At 37.0% G+C, this 23,173-nt stretch carries 14 protein-coding genes and 1 pseudogene; 9 read left to right on the forward strand and 6 right to left on the reverse strand.

Going from position 1 to position 23,173, the window contains the following annotated elements:
* Window positions 1–93 precede the first annotated feature (93 nt).
* The 5 genes from PHO71_RS10535 (at window position 94) to PHO71_RS10555 (ending at window position 6,922) form a co-directional block, all read left to right on the forward strand.
* On the forward strand, window positions 94–1,698 hold the full coding sequence (locus tag PHO71_RS10535) for an O-antigen ligase family protein (protein ID WP_300202807.1): 1,605 nt from the start codon (window positions 94–96) through the stop codon (window positions 1,696–1,698).
* A gap of 65 nt (window positions 1,699–1,763) precedes the next feature.
* A complete protein-coding gene (locus PHO71_RS10540) occupies window positions 1,764–2,723 on the forward strand; it encodes a DUF1573 domain-containing protein (protein ID WP_300202810.1) in 960 nt (319 codons plus the stop codon).
* Between the two features lie 93 nt (window positions 2,724–2,816).
* Window positions 2,817–2,981, forward strand: a complete 165-nt coding sequence (locus PHO71_RS10545; RefSeq protein ID WP_300202812.1) for a hypothetical protein — start codon at window positions 2,817–2,819, stop codon at window positions 2,979–2,981.
* Between the two features lie 336 nt (window positions 2,982–3,317).
* Entirely contained in the window at window positions 3,318–6,191 is a 2,874-nt protein-coding gene (locus PHO71_RS10550; RefSeq protein ID WP_300202815.1) for a glutaminase family protein, read from the forward strand.
* 128 nt (window positions 6,192–6,319) lie between these two features.
* Window positions 6,320–6,922 carry a hypothetical protein gene (locus tag PHO71_RS10555; protein ID WP_300202818.1) on the forward strand — a complete coding sequence of 201 codons (603 nt, stop codon included), beginning with the start codon at window positions 6,320–6,322 and terminating at the stop codon, window positions 6,920–6,922.
* Between the two features lie 1,265 nt (window positions 6,923–8,187).
* On the opposite strand, the gene PHO71_RS10560 is transcribed toward PHO71_RS10555, so the two are convergent.
* Window positions 8,188–8,658: a hypothetical protein gene (locus tag PHO71_RS10560; RefSeq protein ID WP_300202820.1), complete on the reverse strand. Its 471-nt coding sequence runs from the start codon at window positions 8,656–8,658 to the stop codon at window positions 8,188–8,190.
* 159 nt (window positions 8,659–8,817) lie between these two features.
* Entirely contained in the window at window positions 8,818–9,885 is a 1,068-nt protein-coding gene (locus PHO71_RS10565) for a M20 family metallo-hydrolase (protein ID WP_300202823.1), read from the reverse strand.
* A gap of 110 nt (window positions 9,886–9,995) precedes the next feature.
* Here PHO71_RS10565 and PHO71_RS10570 point away from each other — a divergent pair, with 110 nt between their 5' ends.
* Window positions 9,996–11,801 (forward strand): long-chain fatty acid--CoA ligase, encoded by a 1,806-nt coding sequence (locus PHO71_RS10570; protein WP_300202826.1) that lies wholly within the window; start codon window positions 9,996–9,998, stop codon window positions 11,799–11,801.
* Between the two features lie 163 nt (window positions 11,802–11,964).
* Here PHO71_RS10570 and PHO71_RS10575 read toward each other — a convergent pair whose 3' ends face one another.
* The 4 genes and pseudogenes from PHO71_RS10575 to PHO71_RS10590 form a co-directional block, all read right to left on the reverse strand.
* On the reverse strand, window positions 11,965–15,960 hold the full coding sequence (locus PHO71_RS10575; protein WP_300202829.1) for an SUMF1/EgtB/PvdO family nonheme iron enzyme: 3,996 nt from the start codon (window positions 15,958–15,960) through the stop codon (window positions 11,965–11,967).
* Window positions 15,961–15,988: 28 nt separating this feature from the next.
* Window positions 15,989–16,558 (reverse strand): annotated as a pseudogene (locus PHO71_RS10580) (hypothetical protein); the annotation flags it as partial.
* A gap of 39 nt (window positions 16,559–16,597) precedes the next feature.
* Window positions 16,598–18,376 carry a cytochrome D1 domain-containing protein gene (locus PHO71_RS10585; protein ID WP_300202832.1) on the reverse strand — a complete coding sequence of 593 codons (1,779 nt, stop codon included), beginning with the start codon at window positions 18,374–18,376 and terminating at the stop codon, window positions 16,598–16,600.
* A gap of 14 nt (window positions 18,377–18,390) precedes the next feature.
* Entirely contained in the window at window positions 18,391–19,191 is an 801-nt protein-coding gene (locus PHO71_RS10590) for an IclR family transcriptional regulator (protein WP_300202835.1), read from the reverse strand.
* Window positions 19,192–19,545: 354 nt separating this feature from the next.
* Here PHO71_RS10590 and PHO71_RS10595 point away from each other — a divergent pair, with 354 nt between their 5' ends.
* The 3 genes from PHO71_RS10595 (at window position 19,546) to PHO71_RS10605 (ending at window position 23,139) form a co-directional block, all read left to right on the forward strand.
* Complete coding sequence (locus PHO71_RS10595; RefSeq protein WP_300202837.1) at window positions 19,546–21,567, forward strand: transglutaminase domain-containing protein; 2,022 nt, start codon at window positions 19,546–19,548, stop codon at window positions 21,565–21,567.
* Between the two features lie 44 nt (window positions 21,568–21,611).
* Complete coding sequence (locus PHO71_RS10600; protein WP_300202839.1) at window positions 21,612–22,370, forward strand: hypothetical protein; 759 nt, start codon at window positions 21,612–21,614, stop codon at window positions 22,368–22,370.
* A 97-nt stretch (window positions 22,371–22,467) separates the two neighbouring features.
* Window positions 22,468–23,139 (forward strand): hypothetical protein, encoded by a 672-nt coding sequence (locus PHO71_RS10605; protein WP_300202841.1) that lies wholly within the window; start codon window positions 22,468–22,470, stop codon window positions 23,137–23,139.
* Window positions 23,140–23,173 lie beyond the last annotated feature (34 nt).

Here is a 23,173-nt window from a genome sequence, read left to right on the forward strand (position 1 = left end):
CTTATCGGCGATTGAAAAAAATATTGGAGGATGAGAATCTTATAGTAAAGGAATAGATATTGTGTTGAGTGCATTATAATAAAGTAAGATGATATGATAACAAGTTTTAAAGAAACAGTTATTCAAAGTGGTTTCGCTATACTATTTTTGATAAGCATATTTCTACATTCATCACTGTTTACGGATCCTTATATAGTTCCTAAATGGCTGTTTGCAATATTAATCATTTTAGGGATGGGGATATATTTCTCTGTCGCAACTTTATTGGGTAAATCAGTAACAATGAATACATCTTTGGTTGGAAAAAGTATGGCTATCATTTGTTGCTTTCAAGCGTTGTATGGTCTGTTACAATATTTTTCTCTGTTGCCTTCTAATTCCGTTTATGGAATAACAGGCAGCTTTGATAATCCTGCCGGATTTGCAATTACTCTTTCTGCCGGATTGCCTTTTATTGGGTTCTTAATACAGAAAGGTAATTCTAAATATTTTCAGTATGTAGGATGGGCTACGGGAATTATTCTTTTAACAGCAATCATTCTCTCATATTCGAGGGCCGGAATTGTTAGTGTAATTGTAATTTGTGCTCTTTTTCTATATTCGAGATTTATTCGAAAACGAATATGGAAATATATATTGTTGGGCAGTGTGGTTCTCGTTATAGTAGGTTGCTATTGGATGAAGAAGGACTCTGCCGATGGAAGATTATTGATTTGGCAATGTGGTATAAATATGGTAAAAGATTCTCCATGGATCGGGCATGGAATGGGTAGCTTTGAAGCTCATTATATGGATTATCAGGCTGAATATTTCAGTATGCACGGGCAACAGAATAACTATGCTATGTTAGCTGATAATGTAAAGCAACCCTTTAATGAATATCTGGGAGTTCTTTTGAATTTTGGGATCATTGGTTTGCTGGTTTTGGCTGCAATCATATTCTTACTGTTTTATTGCTATAAAAAGAATGTCACTAATGAAAAGAGAATAGCCCTCTATGCGCTAATCTCGATAGGTACATTTTCATTATTCTCTTATCCGTTTACTTATCCTTTTACGTGGATTATTGTTTTCTTGTCCGTCTTTATAATAATCAGGGAATATATTGAAGCTTTTCTTGCTATGTCATGGAGAAGGAATCTGATATGTATTCTGGTGCTAGGATGTTCAATTGTGGGCATTTATAAATTGGTAGAACGTATACAGGCTGAATTGAAGTGGGGAAAAATCTCTAAGCTTGCGCTCTGTGGGGCACATAGTGAAGCTCTTCCTGCTTATGAAAAACTGGAAAAGTTTTTTGCAGACAATCCTTATTTTCTTTATAACTATGCCGCTGTTTTATTGGAAGATAAGCAATATGAAAAGAGTTTGGAGGTTTCTTTGAAATGCCGTCAGTATTGGGCTGATTATGATTTGGAGTTAATTATCGGAGAGACTTATCAGCAACTAAGAGAGGACAGACGAGCAGAAGCGTATTATAATAATGCTGCTTTGATGTGTCCATCTCGCTTCTTGCCTTTTTATAAACTATTTACTTTATATAAAGAAAATGGAAAAAAGAAGCAGATGTATGATATTGCAGAATTAATAGTTAATAAACCTGTGAAAATTAGGACCTCTTCTATTTTAATGATGAAACGAAATGCAAAGAAAACATTACTTGGTGCAGGATATAGGGAATTTGTTTCAAGCCCATGACTATAAGCAATATTAAGTTGCTATTTAAATTCTTGTTTTTCTCACATAATTTAATTTGTCTTTTTATGTATATTGATTTTGAAATATTTTCTTTGTGGATACTAGCTTTTTTGTTAATTGGATGTAATAAAAAACCAGAAATTCCAATATCTTATTTGTTGGGTGAAGATGTTGAATATGACAGACCGACTTTGTTATTCCTTTCTGACACTTCTTCGATTAATTATCGAAGAACAAAAGAATTGCTCAATACCAAAGAGTCAAAGAAAATACTGCAAAATTTTCAACTAGTAGAAGAAAATATTATTGATAATCAGTATTTTAATCATCTGTTTTATTCTTTTGCTAAGAATTGTTTTATTATAATTGATAAAGGCTCTATAGCATCAGTTATAGTACAATCTAATTCTTGTGATTCTATAAATGAGAGAATTAGCAACTACAAAAATTATCCATTAAAAAAATGTGTAAAAGATATATCTTTATTAAAAGGTGATGACTTAGTGAAAAGTATTATTATAAATCAAATATTTAGGACGCAAAATTTATTTCAAAAGAATATGATTTCAGTTCAAAAACATAAAGATAATTTGCTGAAATGTATAAAAAAGTTTCCATATTTTTATAACAGATATTTGTATCTGAAAATAAATGAATCTACTGACCTAGATTATACTTGGTTGGATAGTTTAAATAGGTGGGAAAGAAGTTTATATGATTTATATGTAAAGGAATTACAAATGAAGCGGTGTCATATTGGTTCTAATGAGAAATCTAATCTTGTTTTTGATAATAATATTGCTAATTTAGGGAAAATTGAATTTAATGATTCAATTGAACGTACTTTTTATTTATTAAATAAGTCCAAAGTTACATCTATTATTTATAATGTAGAAACAACGTGTGGGTGTACTGCGGTTAGTTGGCCTCATTATCCTATTCTACCTGGGAGAAAAGATTCTATAAAGCATTATCTACAGGATTCTTTAATAAACAGATTCGAATTAATTCAAATTCACAAGTAAATAATTTGGTTTTGAGTATTTTAGGTGAAGTAAATATGGGAAATCGTTAAATCAATATAAAATTAATGTATAATTTTATTATTGACTACAATTATGAAATCATTTTTTAGTTTTTGTGGAGCATTATTTGCTTCTGTTATTATGGGTGCGTGTGGTAATGACAATTTTATTTCGGATGAAGTAAAAATGGATGAAATGTCTAATCAAGAGACTAATTTAGAAAGAGATGTTGTTGTATTTTTGTGCATAGATATTTAATGGATTTGTTTATGGAAATTAAAAGTAATGTTTTTTTTGATCTGGCATATATAGTTGCGATTCTCTTGTTAGCTGTATATATTTATAGAGGTGAGAATATTGTGACCCATCTTTATTGGACTAGGTTAGGAATTTTTTTGCTTATGGGAGTGTGTGCACTTCTAGGTATTGGAACATTTCTAAATGGGATATGGATAAAAAAAATAAAATATAATTTTGTTTCTTATATTGAGACTTTTATAAAGTTTGTCTATTTCGTATTATTAATTTTTTGTATAACACTATGATTGATCAAATATCTGATATCGATTAATTAAATTATAACTCATTGTTTATATGAAGAGATACATTACTATTTGTTTATTTTGCATCCTCTTAGTGGCTTGTAAAAACACACCTTACTCCGATGAAACAACGAAAAGCGACCTTCGTGCACCGGCTTATCCACTACTGACCTTGCATCCGCAGATGAAACTTTGGTCTATGACAGATCAATTGAATAAACAGAATGTAACTTTTGGCGGAAGCAAACAGTTTCCTTTTATTGGATTTTTGCGGGTAGACGGTGTAATGTATCGGTTTATGGGAAGCAAAGAATTACCGATGCAAGCTATTGCTCCGATGGCACTCGATCATGAAAAATGGGAAGGAAAATTTACCTGTCTGATTCCTGATGATGGTTGGGAACAGCCCGGATTCGATGATAAGCGTTGGCAGGTAGCTCAAGGTGCATTCGGCACTCCCGGTATGTGGGAGGCAAAGACACAATGGGTTTCATCAGATATTTGGGTACGCAGAGAAGTAAATGTAGACCCGTTTTTGTTGGAGCATAAGAAGATTTATTTGCGTTATTCCCACGATGATGTATTTCAATTATACATCAATGGAAAACAATTGGTAAGCACCGGATATAATTGGGGAGCGAATTTTAAAGTGGAAGTTCCTGACTCTATTTTGCAAACCATGAAAGGTGGGAAGGCTGTAATTGCGGTTCATTGTGAGAATCGTGAGGGGGGAGGACTGGTAGACTTCGGACTTTTTGCCGAAGAATCGACTATTCCTGTGGAAACGTTGGCTCCGATTTCTTATGAAAAGGAATGGACCGGAAAATATACAATGGAACAACCTAAAGAAAAATGTGAAGCAGCAGACTTTGATGATGCTGCGTGGACTGAAGGACAGGCAGCTTTCGGCACAGATGACCAGCGGAATGTTCATACTTCATGGTTTTCACCCAATATTTGGGTAAGGAGAACGCTTACGTTCGATCCGGCACTAGTAAAGAATAAACAGCTCTATTTACGCTATTCTCATGATGATGTATTCCAGTTGTACGTCAATGGCAAGCGATTGGTCAGTACCGGATATGAATGGAAGAGTGACCTGCGAGTGGATATTCCGGATTCGATAGCTGAAACCATGAAAGACGGGAAGGCGGTGATTGCCGTCCATTGTGAGAATCGGATGGGAGGTGCATTGGTAGATTTCGGTTTGTATGCCGAATTGAAGGAAGCCAGACAAAAAACGGTAGATGTACAAGCTACCCAGACGCACTATACTTTTGGATGTGGAGATGTGGAGCTGAAACTTAGTTTTACCGCTCCTTATTTACTGGATGATTTAGAGACACTTGCTCGTCCGGTCAATTACATCTCTTATCAGGTGAAGGCACTGGATGATAAAGAACACGATGTTGCCATCTATTTTGAAATGGATCCGCACGAAGCATTTGATGCCGGACAATCTACACAGATGTATGAAAAAGATGGATTGGTATTGATGAAAACCGGAAAAGAGAATCAGAAACTATGGGTCGATAAGGATAGAGAAGATCGTGCATGGGGATATTTCTATTTGGGAACAAAGGATAATGTCACTTGTGCACAGGGAGATGCTGCTGAGATGCGTGCTTGCTTTATGAAGGAAGGTGATCTGAAACAGATGAGAAAATCGAATGAAAAACGTTATGCCGCATTCGCACAGAAGTTGGATGTGAATAGCAATTTCCCTCAGCATCTGACTGCGGCTTTCGACGGTCTGTACACAATGGCTTATTTTGGTGAGGACTTACGTCCTTATTGGAATAAGGATGGAGAAAAGACTATCGAAGATGTATATGAGGAAGCCGAAAAAGAGTATAAAGAAGTAATGGCAAGGTGTTATGCGTTTGACCGTCAATTGATGACGGATGCTTACCTTGCAGGTGGAAAAGAATATGCTGAACTGTGCGCTTTGGCTTATAGACAGTCAGTTTCTGCTTTTCAGATGTCGGAGTCATCGGAAGGTGAATTGCTTTATTTCACTCCTCAGGTTGGTCCGTTGGACGAGTATTATCCGGCTTCTCCGCTATTTCTTCATTACAATCCGAAGTTAGTGGAAGCAATGTTGAATCCTTTCTTTTATTATAGTGAAAGTGGGAAATGGGGAAAACCGTATCCTGTACATGATTTGGGTGGTTACCCGATAGTGAACGGACAAACAATCGGTGGTGATATGCCTGCTGAAGAAGCGGGAAACGGACTGATAATGACTGCTGCTATTGCAATAATGGAGAAGAATGCCTCTTATGCAGAAAAACATTGGAATACTCTGACACAGTGGGTTGAGTATTTATGGGAAACCGGGCCGGATACGGAAGATCAATTGACAACGGATAATTTCGCCGGAAGGTGTGATCATCATGCAAATCTATCGGTTAAGGTTATTTTAGGTATTGCCTCTTATGCAAAATTGGCTGAAATGCTGAATAAAAAAGAAGAAGCAATAAAGTACATGGATTTAGCTCATGGAATGGCCAAAGAGTGGGAGGTTGCCGTTTTTGACGGAGATCATTACCGATTGGCTTTTGATCAACCGGATAGTTGGGGGATGAAGTATAATTTAGTGTGGGATAGATTGCTTGACTTGAATGTTTTCCCGGAAAGGGTTACTCGTAAGGATGTGAATTTCTATCTTACTAAGATGAATGAGTTTGGCTGTCCATTGGATAGCAGACATAGTTATACGAAAACTGATTGGACAGTATGGACCGGTGCTATGAGTAGGGATCGTATGACCTTCCGCAAGTTTATTTTGCCGCTCCACAAGTTTATGAATGAGACCGGGGATCGTGTTCCGATGGCAGATTTAATCAATACGGACCGTGCTACGGTGGTGGACTTTCGTGGACGTTCGGTAGTGGGAGGGTATTTTATTCGGTTATTGGAATAACTACTCATAACTTATGTTATATAAGTGTAAATTTGCAAATGATACTCAATTAATAAACCGACATTTAATGTGTTATGTTGCACTCTTGTTTTTAAAAAAGCTTTTTAATATTAATAAACATGATAAATATGAATAAGAAAGATGTTTCCACTATATCCATATTTCTTTTGGCGAGTTTGTTCCTGTTTGTACCCGTAAGTCATACACAAAACTCACAGACTACTTGCCAGAAATTTCTGGAATATTTGAATGATTGGACTTCAAATTGCGTGGGCGATTTAAATCATTTGAAGCTGGTGAACTACACTTACAAAGGTGAAATAAAGTCTGAAAAGAATAAGTCCCGAGTGATAGAGGCTATCTATTCTGACAAGGCACCTTTCGTTTCGGTGTTGTCAGACTTGGTTATAAGTGACACAACGTTTACGGATACCGATATTAAGATTCAACAGAAAATATATCCCAATTTTGAAATAGTTACAGTCCGCCAGATGGTGGATGGGGGTAAACTCACCGAAGATTCTATTGCGATGCTCAAAAAACGGCTCTACAAAAATGTCGGAATTGGCGACGGTTATCTGGAAATGGATTGGAGCTATAAAGGGAAGAAATACCGCTCTCTGGGTATCATACCGAATGATGGTATTCCTGTCGATCCTATTACCTCGGGGTTGCGCACAGGCGGTAAAACGATTATAAATAGCCGGAATTTTACCAATAAAAGACAGTAATATTTTTCGAACACAGATCATATGGTTCGTTTAAAGTTCCATTAATTCGCATGGGGATATCTATATACTTATCTTCTTTTTGTATTATTGGAATGGGAGGAACTGGCTTTACCAATTTGGGAGTATCTACCGGTTCTACTAGAAGTTTAGTACATAGCCTATAAAATAAGAACTTTTGCAGAGAGTCATAAATGGGTATTTAATATATTTGTTTATGACTTCTATTTTTATTTGGCTATTAAAACAAGGCGCGAACAGATTTCTAATGGAAATAATTACTCAAAAATAACAATATTTGTTCAAAGGTAAACTGAGGATGCTTTTTGAATGTTACAATATAGTTTAAAGCGTAAATTGTTTGTTTGCTAATTTGTTTATAATCAGATATGTATTGGGATATGTGTTGTAACAGTATCTTGTTTGGTAGAAAAAACAGCCCTATCTTTGCAAAAGATTAAAATAACTAGATGAGAGCATTGATCGTGCTGATTCATCGTTATTTTGTCAGTTCCAAATCAAGTTATTTGTAGAATGGCTTGAAATAAAAAAGGCACTCACTTCTTGATAGTAGAAAATATATTGTATAATATATGTTTGATATTAAGGTTTGGCAGGAACAACATGGGGGAGACATGTTCAATGTTGTGAGATTTTTCTTTCTTTTCGAATTGGAGTCGTAAGTCATTTGCTTATCTCTGTCCGTCGAGAAGGGTATTTTTCACAGTTGTAGTTCCTGCCAGCCTTTTTATTTTGCACTTTTCATATAAAACTGGAAGCAGTTCTGTTATATTCTATTTCTTCAGTTTAAATAACAATTTCAGATTTAGTTTTTTACTCTTCATTTCTTTTCTTCCAGGTTTAGGCATTCATATATGATTTTATTTTTTGGGTGCATAAATGTATTTATGAAAAAAATTGGCAACCATTGATGTTGTTGCGAAATATAATACAGCAAATGTATTTAGTTCTCTTTTTACTGCATACTTAAAAACTAAGTAGAAAAGGACCGTAGTTATAATCGTCATAAAGGTAATCAAAAGAACTTTTTTTATTTTGGGAATGAGTGTTTTGTCTATAATGTACATATATAGTAAAAAGATTGCAAGTAATAAAATTCCTGCAATAGCAAAATTTGTAATATACATATTTATGGGACAAAGAAACTGTATGAGCAACATTCCGCCAACTTCTATTATGAGCATTGACATAAATAAAAAGAAACTTTTCATATTTGTTTTTTTATGGTATTTTGAAAGTATATCTTGTTAGTTTTTATAAAGTTCTCTAATGAATTCTGAGATAGAGTCGCAATTCACCCTCATTTTCTTTTTTAGGCGACTACGTCTTGTTCGCAATGAACTAAGTAATATATTACAGAATATTGAAATCTCTTTATGATCCAACCCCATTCTCATTAATAAAATGATATGGATATCGTCTTCAGTAAGTGAAGAGTAGTTTTGGCGTAATTTTGCGGCAAAGTAATCTTGAGACTGGTTTATGTATATTTCCAGATGGTTCCAGTTGCCTTTTGTTAATCTTGATGCAGAATGAAGTAACTGATCTATTTCATTTTTGTCTATAATACTATTGCTCTTCTCACGGAGAGAATTCATATAAGCATCAAACGCTACAGATTGGGCTGCACGTTCTGATTTTGCCAAAGCACGTTGTATAACTCTTCTATTGACGAAGAATGCAAATAGTATGATAAAAGTACAATAAATAAATCCCATAATTTAATTGATCTTATTATTGGGCAAATATAGAGTGTGAGAATGTAAAAACCAATATCTTAACCGTGTACAAATTGCATGGCAGGGCATTTGTACACGGCTTTTCTGATTGTAACCGGTAGTAGGAATCTGGTAATTCCTGTTTTTTGTCCGGTAGATTTATAACTTTAGTCCGTCAAGTAATTCAAGATAGATTCCGATTGCTTCTTCTATTTCTTTCAGCATAATATATTCTTCGGCTGTATGCGAACGAGAGGAACGTCCAGGACCGATTTTTACCGATGGAAAGGGCATTAATGCTTGGTCGGACAGGGTAGGGGAACCAAACGGCACACGTCCCTGCTTCACTGCTTTTTGCACAAAAGGATGTTGTTCGTCAATTCGTGAAGAGTTGAGGCGGAAAGAACGTGCTTTGGCTTCACAAGAGATGTTTTTCTTGATTTGCTCAAATAATTCTTCATTGGAGTAAAGCTCATTGCTACGGATATCGACAATGAAGGTACATTTATCAGGAACTACATTGTGTTGTGTACCGGCATTAATGACTGTGACGCTCATCTTTACGGGGCCCAATAGGGGAGATTCTTTTTCGAATTGATAATCACGGAACCATTTGATATCATCCAACACTTTATAGATTGCATTGTCACCTTCATTACGCGCGGCGTGTCCTGCTTTTCCGGTCGCAGTAACATCCATTACCATCAATCCTTTTTCGGCAATGGCAGGTTGCATTTCCGTCGGTTCACCGACAATTGCAAAGTTGATTGGAGGGAGTCCCGGCAATACACTTTCGATGCCATCTTTACCGGACACTTCCTCTTCACAGGAAGCCAGATAAATCAGGTTATAGCTTTGTGAGGTACGACATAGTTGCAGGAACACCTGTAATAGAGACACTACACTTGCTCCGGCATCATTGCTTCCCAATCCGTATAGTTTCCCATTTTCTTCGCGTGGAGTGAATGGATCTTTGCGCCAGCCGTTTACAGGTTTTACGGTGTCGATATGAGAATTGAGCAGGATAGTGGGTTTCTTCAGGTCGAACATTGGACTGAGACACCAAATATTGTTACCTTTACGTCCTGCCTGCATCCCTTCGGCTTCAATGTAACTTTGTAGAAAATCAGCGGCTTGGCTTTCTTCCCGGCTGAGTGAAGGAATACTGATTAGTGATTTGAGAAGGCTTATAGCCTCTACGGTCATAGACGAAATATCATAGTTCATTGTGTAGATTGATTTTAGATAGAACATTATATTGCACAAAGATAGTCGTTTTGCGCAATTGTTTCAAATAAAACTAATACCTTTGTAGCATATTTACTAATACAAAGAGTATGACTTATCATCATTTATCTGTCTTGGTACATCGTCAGGCTGAAAAGTATGGCGACAGAGTGGCACTGAAATACCGGGACTACGAGACAGCACAATGGCTTCCAATCACTTGGAACCAGTTTTCTCAAACTGTAAAGCAAGCAGCAAATGCATTTGTTGCATTGGAAGTTGAAGAACAAGAAAACATTGGTGTTTTTTCACAAAATATGCCCGAATGGTTTTATGTAGATTTCGGAGCTTTTGCAAACCGGGCTGTGGCTATTCCTTTTTATGCAACCAGTTCTCCTGCACAAGCACAATACATTATCAATGATTCGCAAATCCGCTATCTTTTTGTCGGAGAACAGTATCAGTATGATTCAGCTTTCAGTATCTTCGGTTTCTGCTCATCCTTGAAACAACTGATAATTTTCGACCGATCCGTAGTAAAAGATCCGCGCGATGTATCTTCTATATATTTTGATGAGTTTATGGCTATGGGCGAAGGGTTTACCCATAATGAAATTGTGGAAGAACGGACAGCACGTGCTTCTTATGATGACCTGGCGAATATTCTTTATACTTCCGGAACTACCGGAGAGCCGAAAGGAGTAATGCTTCATCATTCCTGTTATCTGGAACAGTTTCAAACTCATGACGAACGCTTGACTACCATGTCGGATAAAGATGTGTCGATGAGTTTCCTTCCATTGACACACGTTTTTGAAAAGACATGGTGTTACTTCTGCATTCATAAAGGGGTGCAGATCTGTATTAATCTTCGCCCTGCTGATATTCAGACTACGATCAAAGAAATTCGTCCGACGCTTATGTGCAGTGTTCCCCGTTTTTGGGAGAAGGTGTACGCAGGGGTACAAGAGAAGATAAATGAGACTACAGGTGTGAAAAAAGCATTGATGTTGGATGCTATTAAAGTAGGTAAAGTTCATAATCTGGATTATCTGCGTCTGGGCAAGACTCCTCCGATTATGAATCAGCTTAAATATAAGTTTTATGAAAAAACGATTTACTCTTTATTGAAAAAGACAATCGGTATTGAGAATGGTAACTTCTTTCCAACCGCAGGAGCGGCTGTTCCCGACGAAATCAACGAATTTGTGCATTCTGTGGGAATCAATATGATAGTGGGGTATGGATTGACTGAATCTACTGCTACTGTGTCGTGCGCATTGCCGATCGGTTATGATATCGGTTCGGTAGGTGTAGTATTGCCAGGAGTGGAAGTGAAGATCGGAGACAATGATGAAATATTGCTTCGTGGTAAAAGTATCACTAAAGGGTATTACAAAAAAGCGGAAGCAACTGCTGAAGCCATTGATACTGATGGCTGGTTCCATACGGGAGATGCCGGTTATTTTAAAAATGGACAATTGTATCTGACGGAACGTATCAAGGATTTGTTTAAGACTTCCAACGGTAAGTATGTTGCTCCGCAAGCTTTGGAGACAAAGTTGGTTATCGACCGTTATATTGACCAGATAGCAATTATCGCTGACCAACGTAAGTTTGTTTCTGCATTGATCGTGCCCGTATATGGCTTCGTAAAAGAGTATGCAAAGGAAAAGGGGATTGAATTTAAGGATATGAATGAGCTTTTGCTCCATCCTAAAATACAAGGCTTGTTCCGTGCACGAATTGAGACTTTGCAACAGCAATTTGCCCATTATGAACAGATTAAACGTTTTACTTTGCTTCCCGAACCGTTTAGTATGGAACGTGGAGAACTGACCAATACCTTAAAATTAAAACGTTCTGTTGTAGCTGTTAATTATAAAGATATGATTGAAAAGATGTATGAAGAGTAATTAATTAGAAATTACGAATTATTATATTTTAGGCACGGATTACGCGGAAAATACGGTTCTTTTATATAACTGAAACCGTGAAATCTGTGCAATCCGTGCCTAAATCATGTAAATATCAATATATCTCTAATATAAACTCATTGATATATTAATCCTTCCTTATTTACTTATCTTCAATAATCATACGAAAGCCAACGTTAAATACCCGTTGATACGGATAATAGCCTTTACGTGAATATGAAGTGGAGAACTTCGGGCGTTCGATGTACGAGCCCCCACGTACTGTTTTGTATTCAGAAGTCGGTTGGGACTTTTCTTTGTATGGATAAGGCAAATAGTCGGAACGAGTCCATTCGGCTACATTTCCATGCATACAATACAAACCGAATGGATTTGCTTCGTAGACTTTTCCACCCACCTGAACCAGATTTCCATCATCAACACTTTCTTCTTTCGGTAAGAAAGTGTAATATTTATACCAATAATCAGACTTGGACATAGGTTGCGGATCTATGCCCGAGACTGCAAGTAATAATGTTGTCTTGTCCGCCATATTTTCTTTTTTGCTAAAATCAGTGTGTAAGTCTCCATACCAGAAATCATTATCACTTCCGGCACGACAAGCCCATTCCCATTGTGCTTCGGTAGGGAGTGTAATATTCAAGCCGGTTTTTTCACTTAACTTTTGGCAATATTCCATCGCATCGTTATAGCTAACACGAATTACAGGTTGTTCCGGTTTATTTGCCGGATATCCTTGAACTACATGGTCTTTCCACTGTTGATCGACAAAACGGCTATCGTGTTCCGGAAAAATGACATTGAATTGTTCGTTGGTCGTTTCCAGCTCTGCCATCCAAAATGCTTTCTTTATTTTCACTTTGCAGGTAGGACGAGCATCCGATTCACCATTCTTGCTCCCCATCACGAACTCACCAGCAGGAATACGGATGAAAACAACTTTTACTCCGGGGGCTATTTCAACAACCTTACGTATCTCTTTTTCGTCTGCTAACATACTTTTTATCGTATTGACATCAAAAGGCCAGCTTTTGACTTTAATTTCCTTTACTTCCCGGACTGTTTCTTTTTCAGGTATTACAGGAGTTATCGTTCCTTGTTTCTTTAAATATTCAGCATATTCGGTTATTTCTTTTTTCCAGTCTACCCCAGAACCACCGGCATATTTATTATTCAGTTCCATACGGCGCTTTACTTGGTCAAATCCTTTATATGGGAAATAATTCAATACGTTTGCATTAAAATATCCTTTATCCGGAGCGTTATAATCAATCCAGTTATAAAGTGTTTTCCACTCCTTATCTGTCAGTTTTACATTGTAATGTCCCTTTTTCAAGAGGCGAACCAGTTCACTTGTATTAGGATGATATTCATAAGGTTGCAACACTACCATATCTCCTTCACCTCCCTGACGATGTACATATGGATGCAGATTCAGGTAAGAAGTTCCGTAAGCTTGCTCGTCTTTTTTTCCTCCGCGCAAATCGAAAGCCTTCCCTTCCCCGTTATGACAGGCAATACACGCTCTGTCCAGAATAGGTTGCACTTCCAGATCGAACGTGAAAGAACGCTTTCCTCCTTCCGGAGGAGTCAGCGAAGCCGGAGCTTTTTGTGATGCTATTACACGCTTGGGAATTGCAATTTGGTTCTGATTTTCATGACAGCCCACGCAAGACACAATCTCACCCGGTTGCCCGGTTACCCAACTACGCATCCACTGAATAGCTACTCCTTCTTTATCTAAAGGCTGTATAGAAATCGGGGTATTGGCGGGAACCTTAAAGATCACAGAACCGTCTTCTTCTACCGGAACGGTACCCAACAATCGTTTAATATCCCATCCGGACTGAATGCCCTGCCAGTTATGGTCTGATTTAGTATTGACATAAGCATATTCGTAAGCATGCAGACGGAGAGATTTAACTGTTCCCCGAGGAATGCCTCTTAATCCCTCACCTTCATAAATATCTTGTATAAAAAAGGTGGCTTCTTTATCATCCAACTTTACCCGGTCGGGAATTGCAGGAGGAGTTTTTGTCTTGCGTACCAGAATCGGACTGATATAACCTTCTCCTTCTGCTTGCATCAGGCAGGTTACGTTATCATAAATGTCTACCAGATAAATTCCCCATAATGAATTGGGAGATAACTTTGCAGCAACCAGAAAATATTTATCATTCAAGGGAGTCGGCTTAATGAATTGAGGCCAGACATCATTTACGAGTTCATCTTTTATTAATTCCTGAATTGGACGATTCCGATGAGGAATCTCTTGTATCATACCCGATACTCCTTTTCGTCCTTTTGTAGGGTCGAATAATATCAAACGCCCGGAACGAGCTATGCCGTGATGACCGGATATGATTCCTACAAATGCTGAACCATACCCCGGTAAGGGCTGCATATCAAAAGTACTGTTCGGAAACATGGACCCACTGCCATAAAGTGCTTTATTTTCTGTTCCATCCGGATTCATGTGCATTACGATACGGGAATAATAATGTGTCAGGTCTGTATATTCCCAACGAGTGTACATGATACGACCGTTATTCATGATAGCCGGATTCCAGTTGGCATCCTGATCGAAGGTTAAACGACGCATCGTTTTATCTTTCGGATTGTAAAGCACCATATTACCTACTGCATCGGATCCATTAACACAGGGCACTCCCTGATAGCCGATATTGGAGACGGCTACAATGCGACCATCGGGTAAATAAGTCCCGTCATAAAATTCCAGATCCGGTTCTTCATTTTCTAAAAGAGGTTTGCAACCGGAACCATCCAACTTCGCTTCAAATACATTCCACCGTTTATCACTTTGCAACTGGGAAAACATGACTCTGTCTCCTTCCCAATGAAGCTTGAGATCGGAAATAGAAGAACCGTTTGATGGTTTATAAATTCGACGCATTTCGATATCTCCGCGTAAATTGGAAAGTTCGACAATTTCAGCATCAAAACCTTCTCGACGGGCAGACTCTTGATTACTCCAATTATTAGCTTGGGTTCCTAACTCTGGAGCCATTGCCTGGCGGGCATTCATTCCTAATTTAAAACGTGCGGCAACTATTTTATTAACGTCCAATAAAGTATTACCCAATAAGATATCCTGTTTGTAGCTTAATGCTTTATGCGCATCGGTTGTTGCTTGTTCATCTCCGGAGTAAATACCTTCAAAACCTTTCTTTTCCAGCCGGATTAATTCTTCCAACAAGGGTTCATACTTGCTGACATTATATCCTGTTTGCTTTTTCATATCATTAAAAGCAGCTTGAATTGCATTTATATTCAGCCACTCCAACTCACTTTGGAGTGTATATACTTCTTGGACCTTCTCCAACAACTCCAGATATTTACGTATCTGTACATTTATATCTTTCTCATTCGCTATTTGCTTGGCTACATTTGTATAATAAACTTTATTCTTCAATTTCGAAGTTATCTTTTCTACTGCTTTTTGTTCAATAGATGCATCCGGAGTTATGATCCAATTCTCCAGATTTTCTACAGTAGTCGAGAACAATGCCATTTCGTAAGGGTATTTTGTCGCCAATTCTTTAATGACAAAGTTGGGTGCAATATTCAATGCAGAGAAATAGGCACTTCCATTTACTGATGCATCATCAATACCGACTTCAGCTTCAAACCGGACGTATTCTCCCTTGATCGGATAAACTAATATTCCATCCGCATGGCAAAGTACGCCATGCGGATATTTCTTACCAGCGATCATAATGTCATTATCATATATATTCTTATTCACCTTAGGACCTCCCCAGCCGGTGATGCTGTATTCATATGAAAGTTCATCTAGCCAGACGGATGTACCATTTGCTTTTATAAGTCGTGCATTTGCCCAGACAGCATGATCGTAACTCGTTCCGTCGGTTCCGCCGGAAGTAACAAGTACCAGCTTATCAACTCCTTTCAAATCTACCGTGAAAGGTTCAGCTTTACTCCGGTGTTTCATCCAGGCCGAAGTGACAGGCATTCCACGCTTTTTAAGCATTGTTTGTATCTCTGCTTTCGTTCTTACAGAAGCTTCAACCCATGTTTCAACTTTCTTCTGTGTGGGACTGGCAAATCCTACCGAAGAAAGAAGCAAAAGAAATGATAATATATAAAATCTGTTCATGTAGCAAATGATAAAGTAATACGTCTTGTTATAAAGCAGCTATCGGATTAGTGAAGCGCAGGCCATCATTATCGTGGTAGCAAGCCCACTCACTCACAACAGCACCTTCAGGTCCTGCCATCATAAAATGAAAAGTTCCCAATTCTTTCAATCGAAGTACATCTCCCACTCTCTGAATCACATAGTTTTTACTTTTGATAGGACCATGACTGGTGGGAATGGCTGGAGCTTTGCTCGTTTCATCTCCTATTTCAGAAAAATTGTAGACCCAACCTTTTTCTACCATCCACGATTCATGTTTAGCAGGAAAATTGGTAGCAACGTGTGCGTGTTCGGGTATCATCTGTCCTGGTAATAAATAAATGGCATGAGCAAAGTATTTATATTCGGCATCATTTACCCAGAAAATTCCTCCCATTCCTACGTTTTCAAAATCGCCCAAACGGAAATCTGTTACCCACAAGTCTTTAGCCATTAATTCTGTGAAAGGAATTTCATAAAATGCAAACATCTCTTTCATTGCTTTTATAGCTACGTCTTGTTGAAACTTTCCGTCTTTATAAAAATCAGCGTTCGTATACTTCTTAAAATACTTCATATTCTTTTGTGTTTAAAATTTTAGTTATTGATTAATTTGTTATAATGAGTTTACATATTCAGTCAATGCTTCTATATCCTTTTCCGATACCTTTTTAGGAATGCCATGTTTGTGTATTTCAAAGACTTCCTTCATTGTTGCAGCCCGTCCGTCAAAAAGGTAAGGAGCTGTACGCCAGACTTCCCGCAAAGTAGGAGTATCCCAACCTTTCTCAAACTCGATATCCTCACCGATCCGGTGCATTTTCATATCTGTATAAAAAGGTCCGCTATGACATTCGCCACATTGTAACCGGTCAAATACTTTCTTTCCGGTCTTTGCTTTTTCCGACAGTTCTCCATTAACCAAATATGGACTCAGAACAGGACGAAGTGACTTCAAATAGGCATCGACACAAACTGCGTCTTCTTCCGAAATATCATAAAACTGGATAAAGTTAAAACCTGCTCTTACGGCACGCTCCGCGTGTTCACGAATACCTGAAATCATATTAGGAGGTGTCACATGACTGAATAATAAACTCTTGCAATTTTTAGCATTACCTACTCCGTCATTCATTAAATCCCAGTTCATACCATCTGTACGGGCATCTCCCGGGTGACAACCATTACAACTTTGCCAGTTCTGAAAACAATGTGAAGCATCGTTGAAATAACGTTCTCCTTTATTCTCCAAACTCTCTTGGCGTCCCGGATTCAGTTCCACAGTTGTGATTTGTTGTGTGCGAATATCCATGATATTCAGAATATCCGCAAAATAGGTGGGAACAATCAGTTTGGTATTTGTTAGAATCATATTGCGTGGTCCGTTTCCATTTAAAAGAATACGCTTACGTATCCCATAAAGGAAAGTTAAATCATAATCTAATGCTGATTTATCTTGATAATTGAAGAATTTATTCAACATTGCTTTGTGGTCGATGATACTAACTTCGTGTGTACCGGAATGGGAAATGTAGATGGATTGATCATTGCAGGCAATACTCCAGATACCGGCTGCTCCACGTTCGGGTTCATCCACGACTACTGCACCTAGAAATTTTTGTTTGGCAACATCAATAACACTGAAAGCGCTTGTATTCATCCATCCCTGTTGCAATTGAGAAGTAGGCACCGTAAAATGTCCCAGATTGTGGGAGACATATATGTATTTTCCATCGGGTGTGATACAAATGTCACGTAAAGCGTTGCTACCATTTGCCAACCGGATATCTTTAACTTTGGTGAAATCATCTGCTTTTATCACTGAAACACAAGCTGTAACATGATCGAGATCGGCTCGTTGTGCCGGCAGAAAATTTGTCACAAACAGGTATCTGCCGTCTTTGCTAAGTACGGCAGATTTTGGTTCTCGCAGCACATTTACTGTAGCTACCACTTCTCCCTTTTCAGGGTCAATTTTAGATACTGTATTTTGGAATTGGTTACATACATAAACGTGTTTTTTGTCCGAACTAAACAACGGATGACAAGCTCCCGAACCGGTTATAATTGACTTTTCTGCTTTTCCCGATTCTAAAGAGAAGATCTGTAAACGTCCGGTAGCTCCAAAAGTCGTCACGTACATTTTATTTCCATCTGGTAAAATACCCGTTGGCATATCATCTACCGGGATAGAACGCAATAATGTTTTTCCATCAGGAGAGAGAACATCTATTCTTTTTACCCCTTTCTCTGAAATTAGGATTTCTCCTTTTGCACTTATGGCAATACTTGTGGGAAAGAGAGGTGAGTTATCTGCTGAAACAATAACTATATTGCAGTAGATTAAGCAAATCGCCCATAGACATCTTACTATATCTTGCTGATTTATTCTCATAGTAATATCTTGTTTTATCGTTTACTATATCCCAACTCCACTGAAATTTCCAATGCAATCTTCTTTATACTGGCTGCTGAAGTACGAATCACTTCTTTCGATAACCGGTCTTTAGGACCCGAAATCCAGATTGCTCCGCAAGGATAGCCCATATAATTGAAAATCGGGCAACCGATACAAATAACTCCATTCAATTCTTCTTCATTGTCAATGGCATATCCACGTTTGCGTACCGTTTCCAATTCTTCTAAATATGCTTCGAGAGATGTGATAGTCCGGTCATTGTAACTAGTAAATTCCATATGTGATAAATAACGGTCCCGGACATTATTTGGCAGATAGGCCATGATTGCTTTTCCCGGAGCTGAGCAATGCAAGTCGAAAGATTTACCTGGTGACAGTACAAAACGAAATGTATGGTTTCCCTGTGCTTGTTCGATGAAAATTCCTTTTTTCTCTCCTAATACTCCAAAGCAGGATGTCTCCTGTACTTCATCCCTCAAATCTCGTAAGCGTGGCAAAACCGTTTCCAGTAAATTATGTTCGTTCAATGAACGAAATCCCAATGTTAATAACTTCCGGGATAGTTTGTAGCGTTTTGTATCTTCATGATAAATCAGATAATCCAACCGTGTCAATGTACTCAAAATACGATAAGCCGTGGTTTGGGATATAGAAAGAATTGACTTAATCTCTTGTAACGTTTCTCCTTGGGGGCAAAGAGACAGGTATTCAAGTATGGCAATCCCTTTTTCCAAGTTCGGGACCTTATAATTCTCTTTTGGCTTTTTCATATTTGGAATCATGTTTTTCATATTTGAAATAATGTTTCATATTTGAATCAAATATAAAGGGGAGTTGGTAAAAACAGAAGAGACATATGCGAAAATATATTAAATATGCCGTAAAACATAAAAAGAGGGTCTACGGATTCTGTTAAAAACAGAGGAGAAATTGTCTCGCTGTGTAAAGTAGCAATTTTGTATCCTTCTGAAATCTATTTGAATTGTTACAAATTTACTTTAAAATAGTATCTTTAATTTTGAATTGGACTTATAATCAGTATGTTGTAAGTGATTATATGTAACAAAGCCTTGTGTATTAGTAATATGTTTTATACATTTGTAAAAAATAGTATATGTAGTTTTTGTAAAAAGTTGAGTATAATAATGAAAATACTAATAAAGTGGATCTGTATTTTTTTGTTTATCGCATTTGGTAATTTATATTTTTTTTCTTGTTCTGAGAAAGAAAATGAGGAAACTGTAGTTTCTTTATTAGAAGCAGCTCTTCAAGAAGCGGGAGGAAATAGATCAGAACTTGAAAAGGTATTGTCTCATTATCAGTTACATCCGGCAGATAGTTTAAAATATCAGGCAGCCTGTTTCTTGATAGAAAATATGCCTTATTATACTTATTATAGAGGAGAACAGTTAGAACAGTATCTTACTTATTATTCATTATTGCGTGAAACCCGTGAGGCAAATATTACTCCACAGGCTGTTGTCGATTTAATCTATTCTAAGTACGGACCATTTCATTTAGATTCTTTGCGGAGTTATAAGGATATTGAGACAGTGGATTCTGCATATTTATGTAAAAGTATCGAATGGGCATTCAAGGTTTGGAAAGAACAACCATGGGGAAAGAATGTATCATTTACAGATTTTTGTGAATATGTTCTCCCTTATCGTATTGCTGATGAAACTTTGTGCGAGTGGCGTGAAGGTATTTATCGGGAATATAATTCTTTGCTTGATTCATTACGAATGTCTAATGTACTTGATAAAGAAGATCCCGCTGTTGCTGCTCGTTGCTTACTTGATTCTTTGCGTAAAAGACAGAAGTTTTTTACTACTACTGGTCCTTCGGGACTTCCTCATGTTGGACCCGAAGTTGCTCAAAATAGAACGGGAAGTTGCCGTGAACTTTCTGACTATGTTGTATATGTTTGTCGTGCACTAGGAATTCCATGTGCTATAGATTTTATGCCGATTCATGGTGACGGGAATGATGGACATCAATGGGTGTCATTTACTGGGAAATATGGCGATTTATATTATCAGGAATTTCTGGATGCTTTGAAAGAAGTTCGACGAAATAAACTCTATGATTCATCAAAGATCAAAGTTTATCGTAATACTTTCAGTCTTAACAATGATATGCAGAAGAAAATGCAGAAACTTGATACAGTTGTTGCTCCTTTTTTCGAGAACCCTCATATAATCGATGTTACAGCTTGGTATGCTAAAAGTTATAAAAAAGAATTGAAGATTCCCATTTCTTCACTTTACAAGGGGAAACCACGTTCACGAATAGCTTATCTCTGTGCCAGCAGTGGTATGAGTTGGGAAGTTGTAGCATGGGCTGAGTTTGATGGACAGAATTTGGTTTTTGCAGATATACAGAAAGGTCCTGTGATGCGGGTAGCTACTTACGAGCAAGGACATCTCCGTTTCTGGACTGATCCGTTTGAAGTGACTATTTCTAATGAGTTTCATTTCTTTACTCCATTGGATAGTGTACAGGATGTTACGCTGTTTTCCAAATATTCTTTGCAGTCGGAAGAAAAATTTCAGAACCGTATGCTTGGAGGAACCTTTGAAGTGAGTAATGATCCGGCTTTCCGGCAGAAGGAAGTAATACATATGATAGGGCATAAACCGAGACGGCTGCAAACAGTTGTTTATCTTAGTTCTATGAAACCTTATCGCTATGTTCGTTATGTTGGTCCTAAGGATGCACATTGTAATGTGGCTGAAATTACTTTTTATGCAGTTTCTGATACTGTACTGTTGAAAGGAAGAGCGATCGGTACTCCCGGTTGTTATCAAAAAGATGGTTCACATGAATATCCTAATGCATTCGATGGTAGTATAGAGACATCTTTCGATTGTTTGGCAGCTACCGGTGGATGGGCTGGCTTGGACTTAGGTAGTCCTAAGAGGATAGGAAAGATTGTTTATACACCTCGTAGTTATGATAATTATATACGTCCGGGAGATGAATACGAATTATTCTGCTGTACTGGAAGAGATAAGTGGAATTCTTTTGGCGTGCAAATTTCCAAAGCGGATACTTTGGTCTATAAAGATGTTCCTGTTAATGCTTTACTACTATTGAAAAATTATTCTCGTGGTACGCAGGAAAGGATTTTTACGTATAAAGATGGAAAGCAGGTTTGGAAATAATGAAGTTTATAATAAAATTATTGTTTAACTAAATAAAAGTAGAAATGAAAAAGTTAAAATTCACTTTATTCCTTGTAGGAATACTAGTTGCTCTTGTTGCTTGTGAACAAAATTATGATTTTGTCTCTGATTCAGAGGGTTTGGAAGCTAATGAAAAGAGTATTTCGGAGTTGAAAATGAGAAGTGCTTTAGAAGCTAAAGCATTGTATATGCCATTAGATACTGTACCGGAATGGGTGAAAAAAAAGGTAACTCTAGAAGAATATGAACTTTGGAAGATTATGAGTTCTAAGTATGAAATTAATTATTCGGTTCTAGAGGAAGAACTTTCTCAAAGGCAAAAAGATTCTGTTTATAGTATTATAAGACCCTTAGTCCAAAATATAAAGGATGGTAAAACAAAGAATAATGCTGGATATTTTATTATTCATGATTTGGCTAAGTCTATAAATACTTGTAAAGTTGAAAGGCTAAGTAATGGTGAAAGTGACAATCAACGAAACCATGTTGGAGGACCATCGCGTTTGTATTCTGTATCAAGTAATATTGATGCTGAGGTTCTTGTAACAATTATATATTGTGTTGATGTGAAAAAAAGAGAGATAATAAGTGTAGAGTCCCCTCATGCTTTTGCGTCTGGATTACAAGCTGTTTCATTCAATGGTGATTGTACAGCAAATAAAGGAACTACAGCAATTGTAGTTGAAGGTTCAGGCACTTTAACGTATTATGTAACACAAAATGAGAATAAAAAGATTGTTAAATTTTATAATAAGTCTGTGACTATAGGGGCGATTTTTTAGGTAAAATAAATATTTGAGTAGCCTGTAGCTTTTATATTTTTTGAAGTTTAATTGTGTGATGAAATAGCTGTAATTATTTTTGTTTAATTTGGTCGAAATGAAGAAATATTTAATTGTGTTACTTTGGGTAATATTTAATTCTCAATTATTGCAATCCCAAGAAATATATACTCCTTTAGATTCAATTCCTGAATGGGTAAAGAATAAAGTTACTGTAGAAGAGTATAATTTATGGAAAATAATGAGTAGTGTTTTTCGAATAGATTATTCTTTTTTGAAACAAGACATATCCTCGGGAAAAAGATTACGTCTTTATGATAATCTTAGACAAATATGTAATTCAATAAAGAGTGGAGAATATTCTAATAGTAAAGGTGAACAATTTACTATATCAATAGTAGCTGATGTGGATACTACTCTCAACTGGAAATTTGATGTATTGTTTCAAATAGATGATAATATTCAATTTTGCAAACGAAATGCAGTTATTTATCAAGTTGAAGACTTGGAAAAAGTGCAATTGAGTTGTGAAATTTGGTATATTTATAATTCATTAAAGAAAGATGCTTATATTATTAAATACGATGTTTTACCGGTTGAGCCTTTGGCTAGATTTCAGGGCTCAGTAGTATTTTCTTATCAAAAAGAATTAAATCAATTCGAAGGATCTTGCGCAGGAACCTTTCAATATTATGATAAATGGAATAAGGAGCATTTTCAAAATTTAAACAAGAGTTTTGCTTTTTCACCTCAGTCGAGTAATAAATAATACCGATTGTTTTTCTTTTATTCATTTTATTAGG

This window comes from Bacteroides sp. (genome assembly GCF_028690125.1).
Taxonomy (GTDB): Bacteria; Bacteroidota; Bacteroidia; order Bacteroidales; family Bacteroidaceae; genus Bacteroides.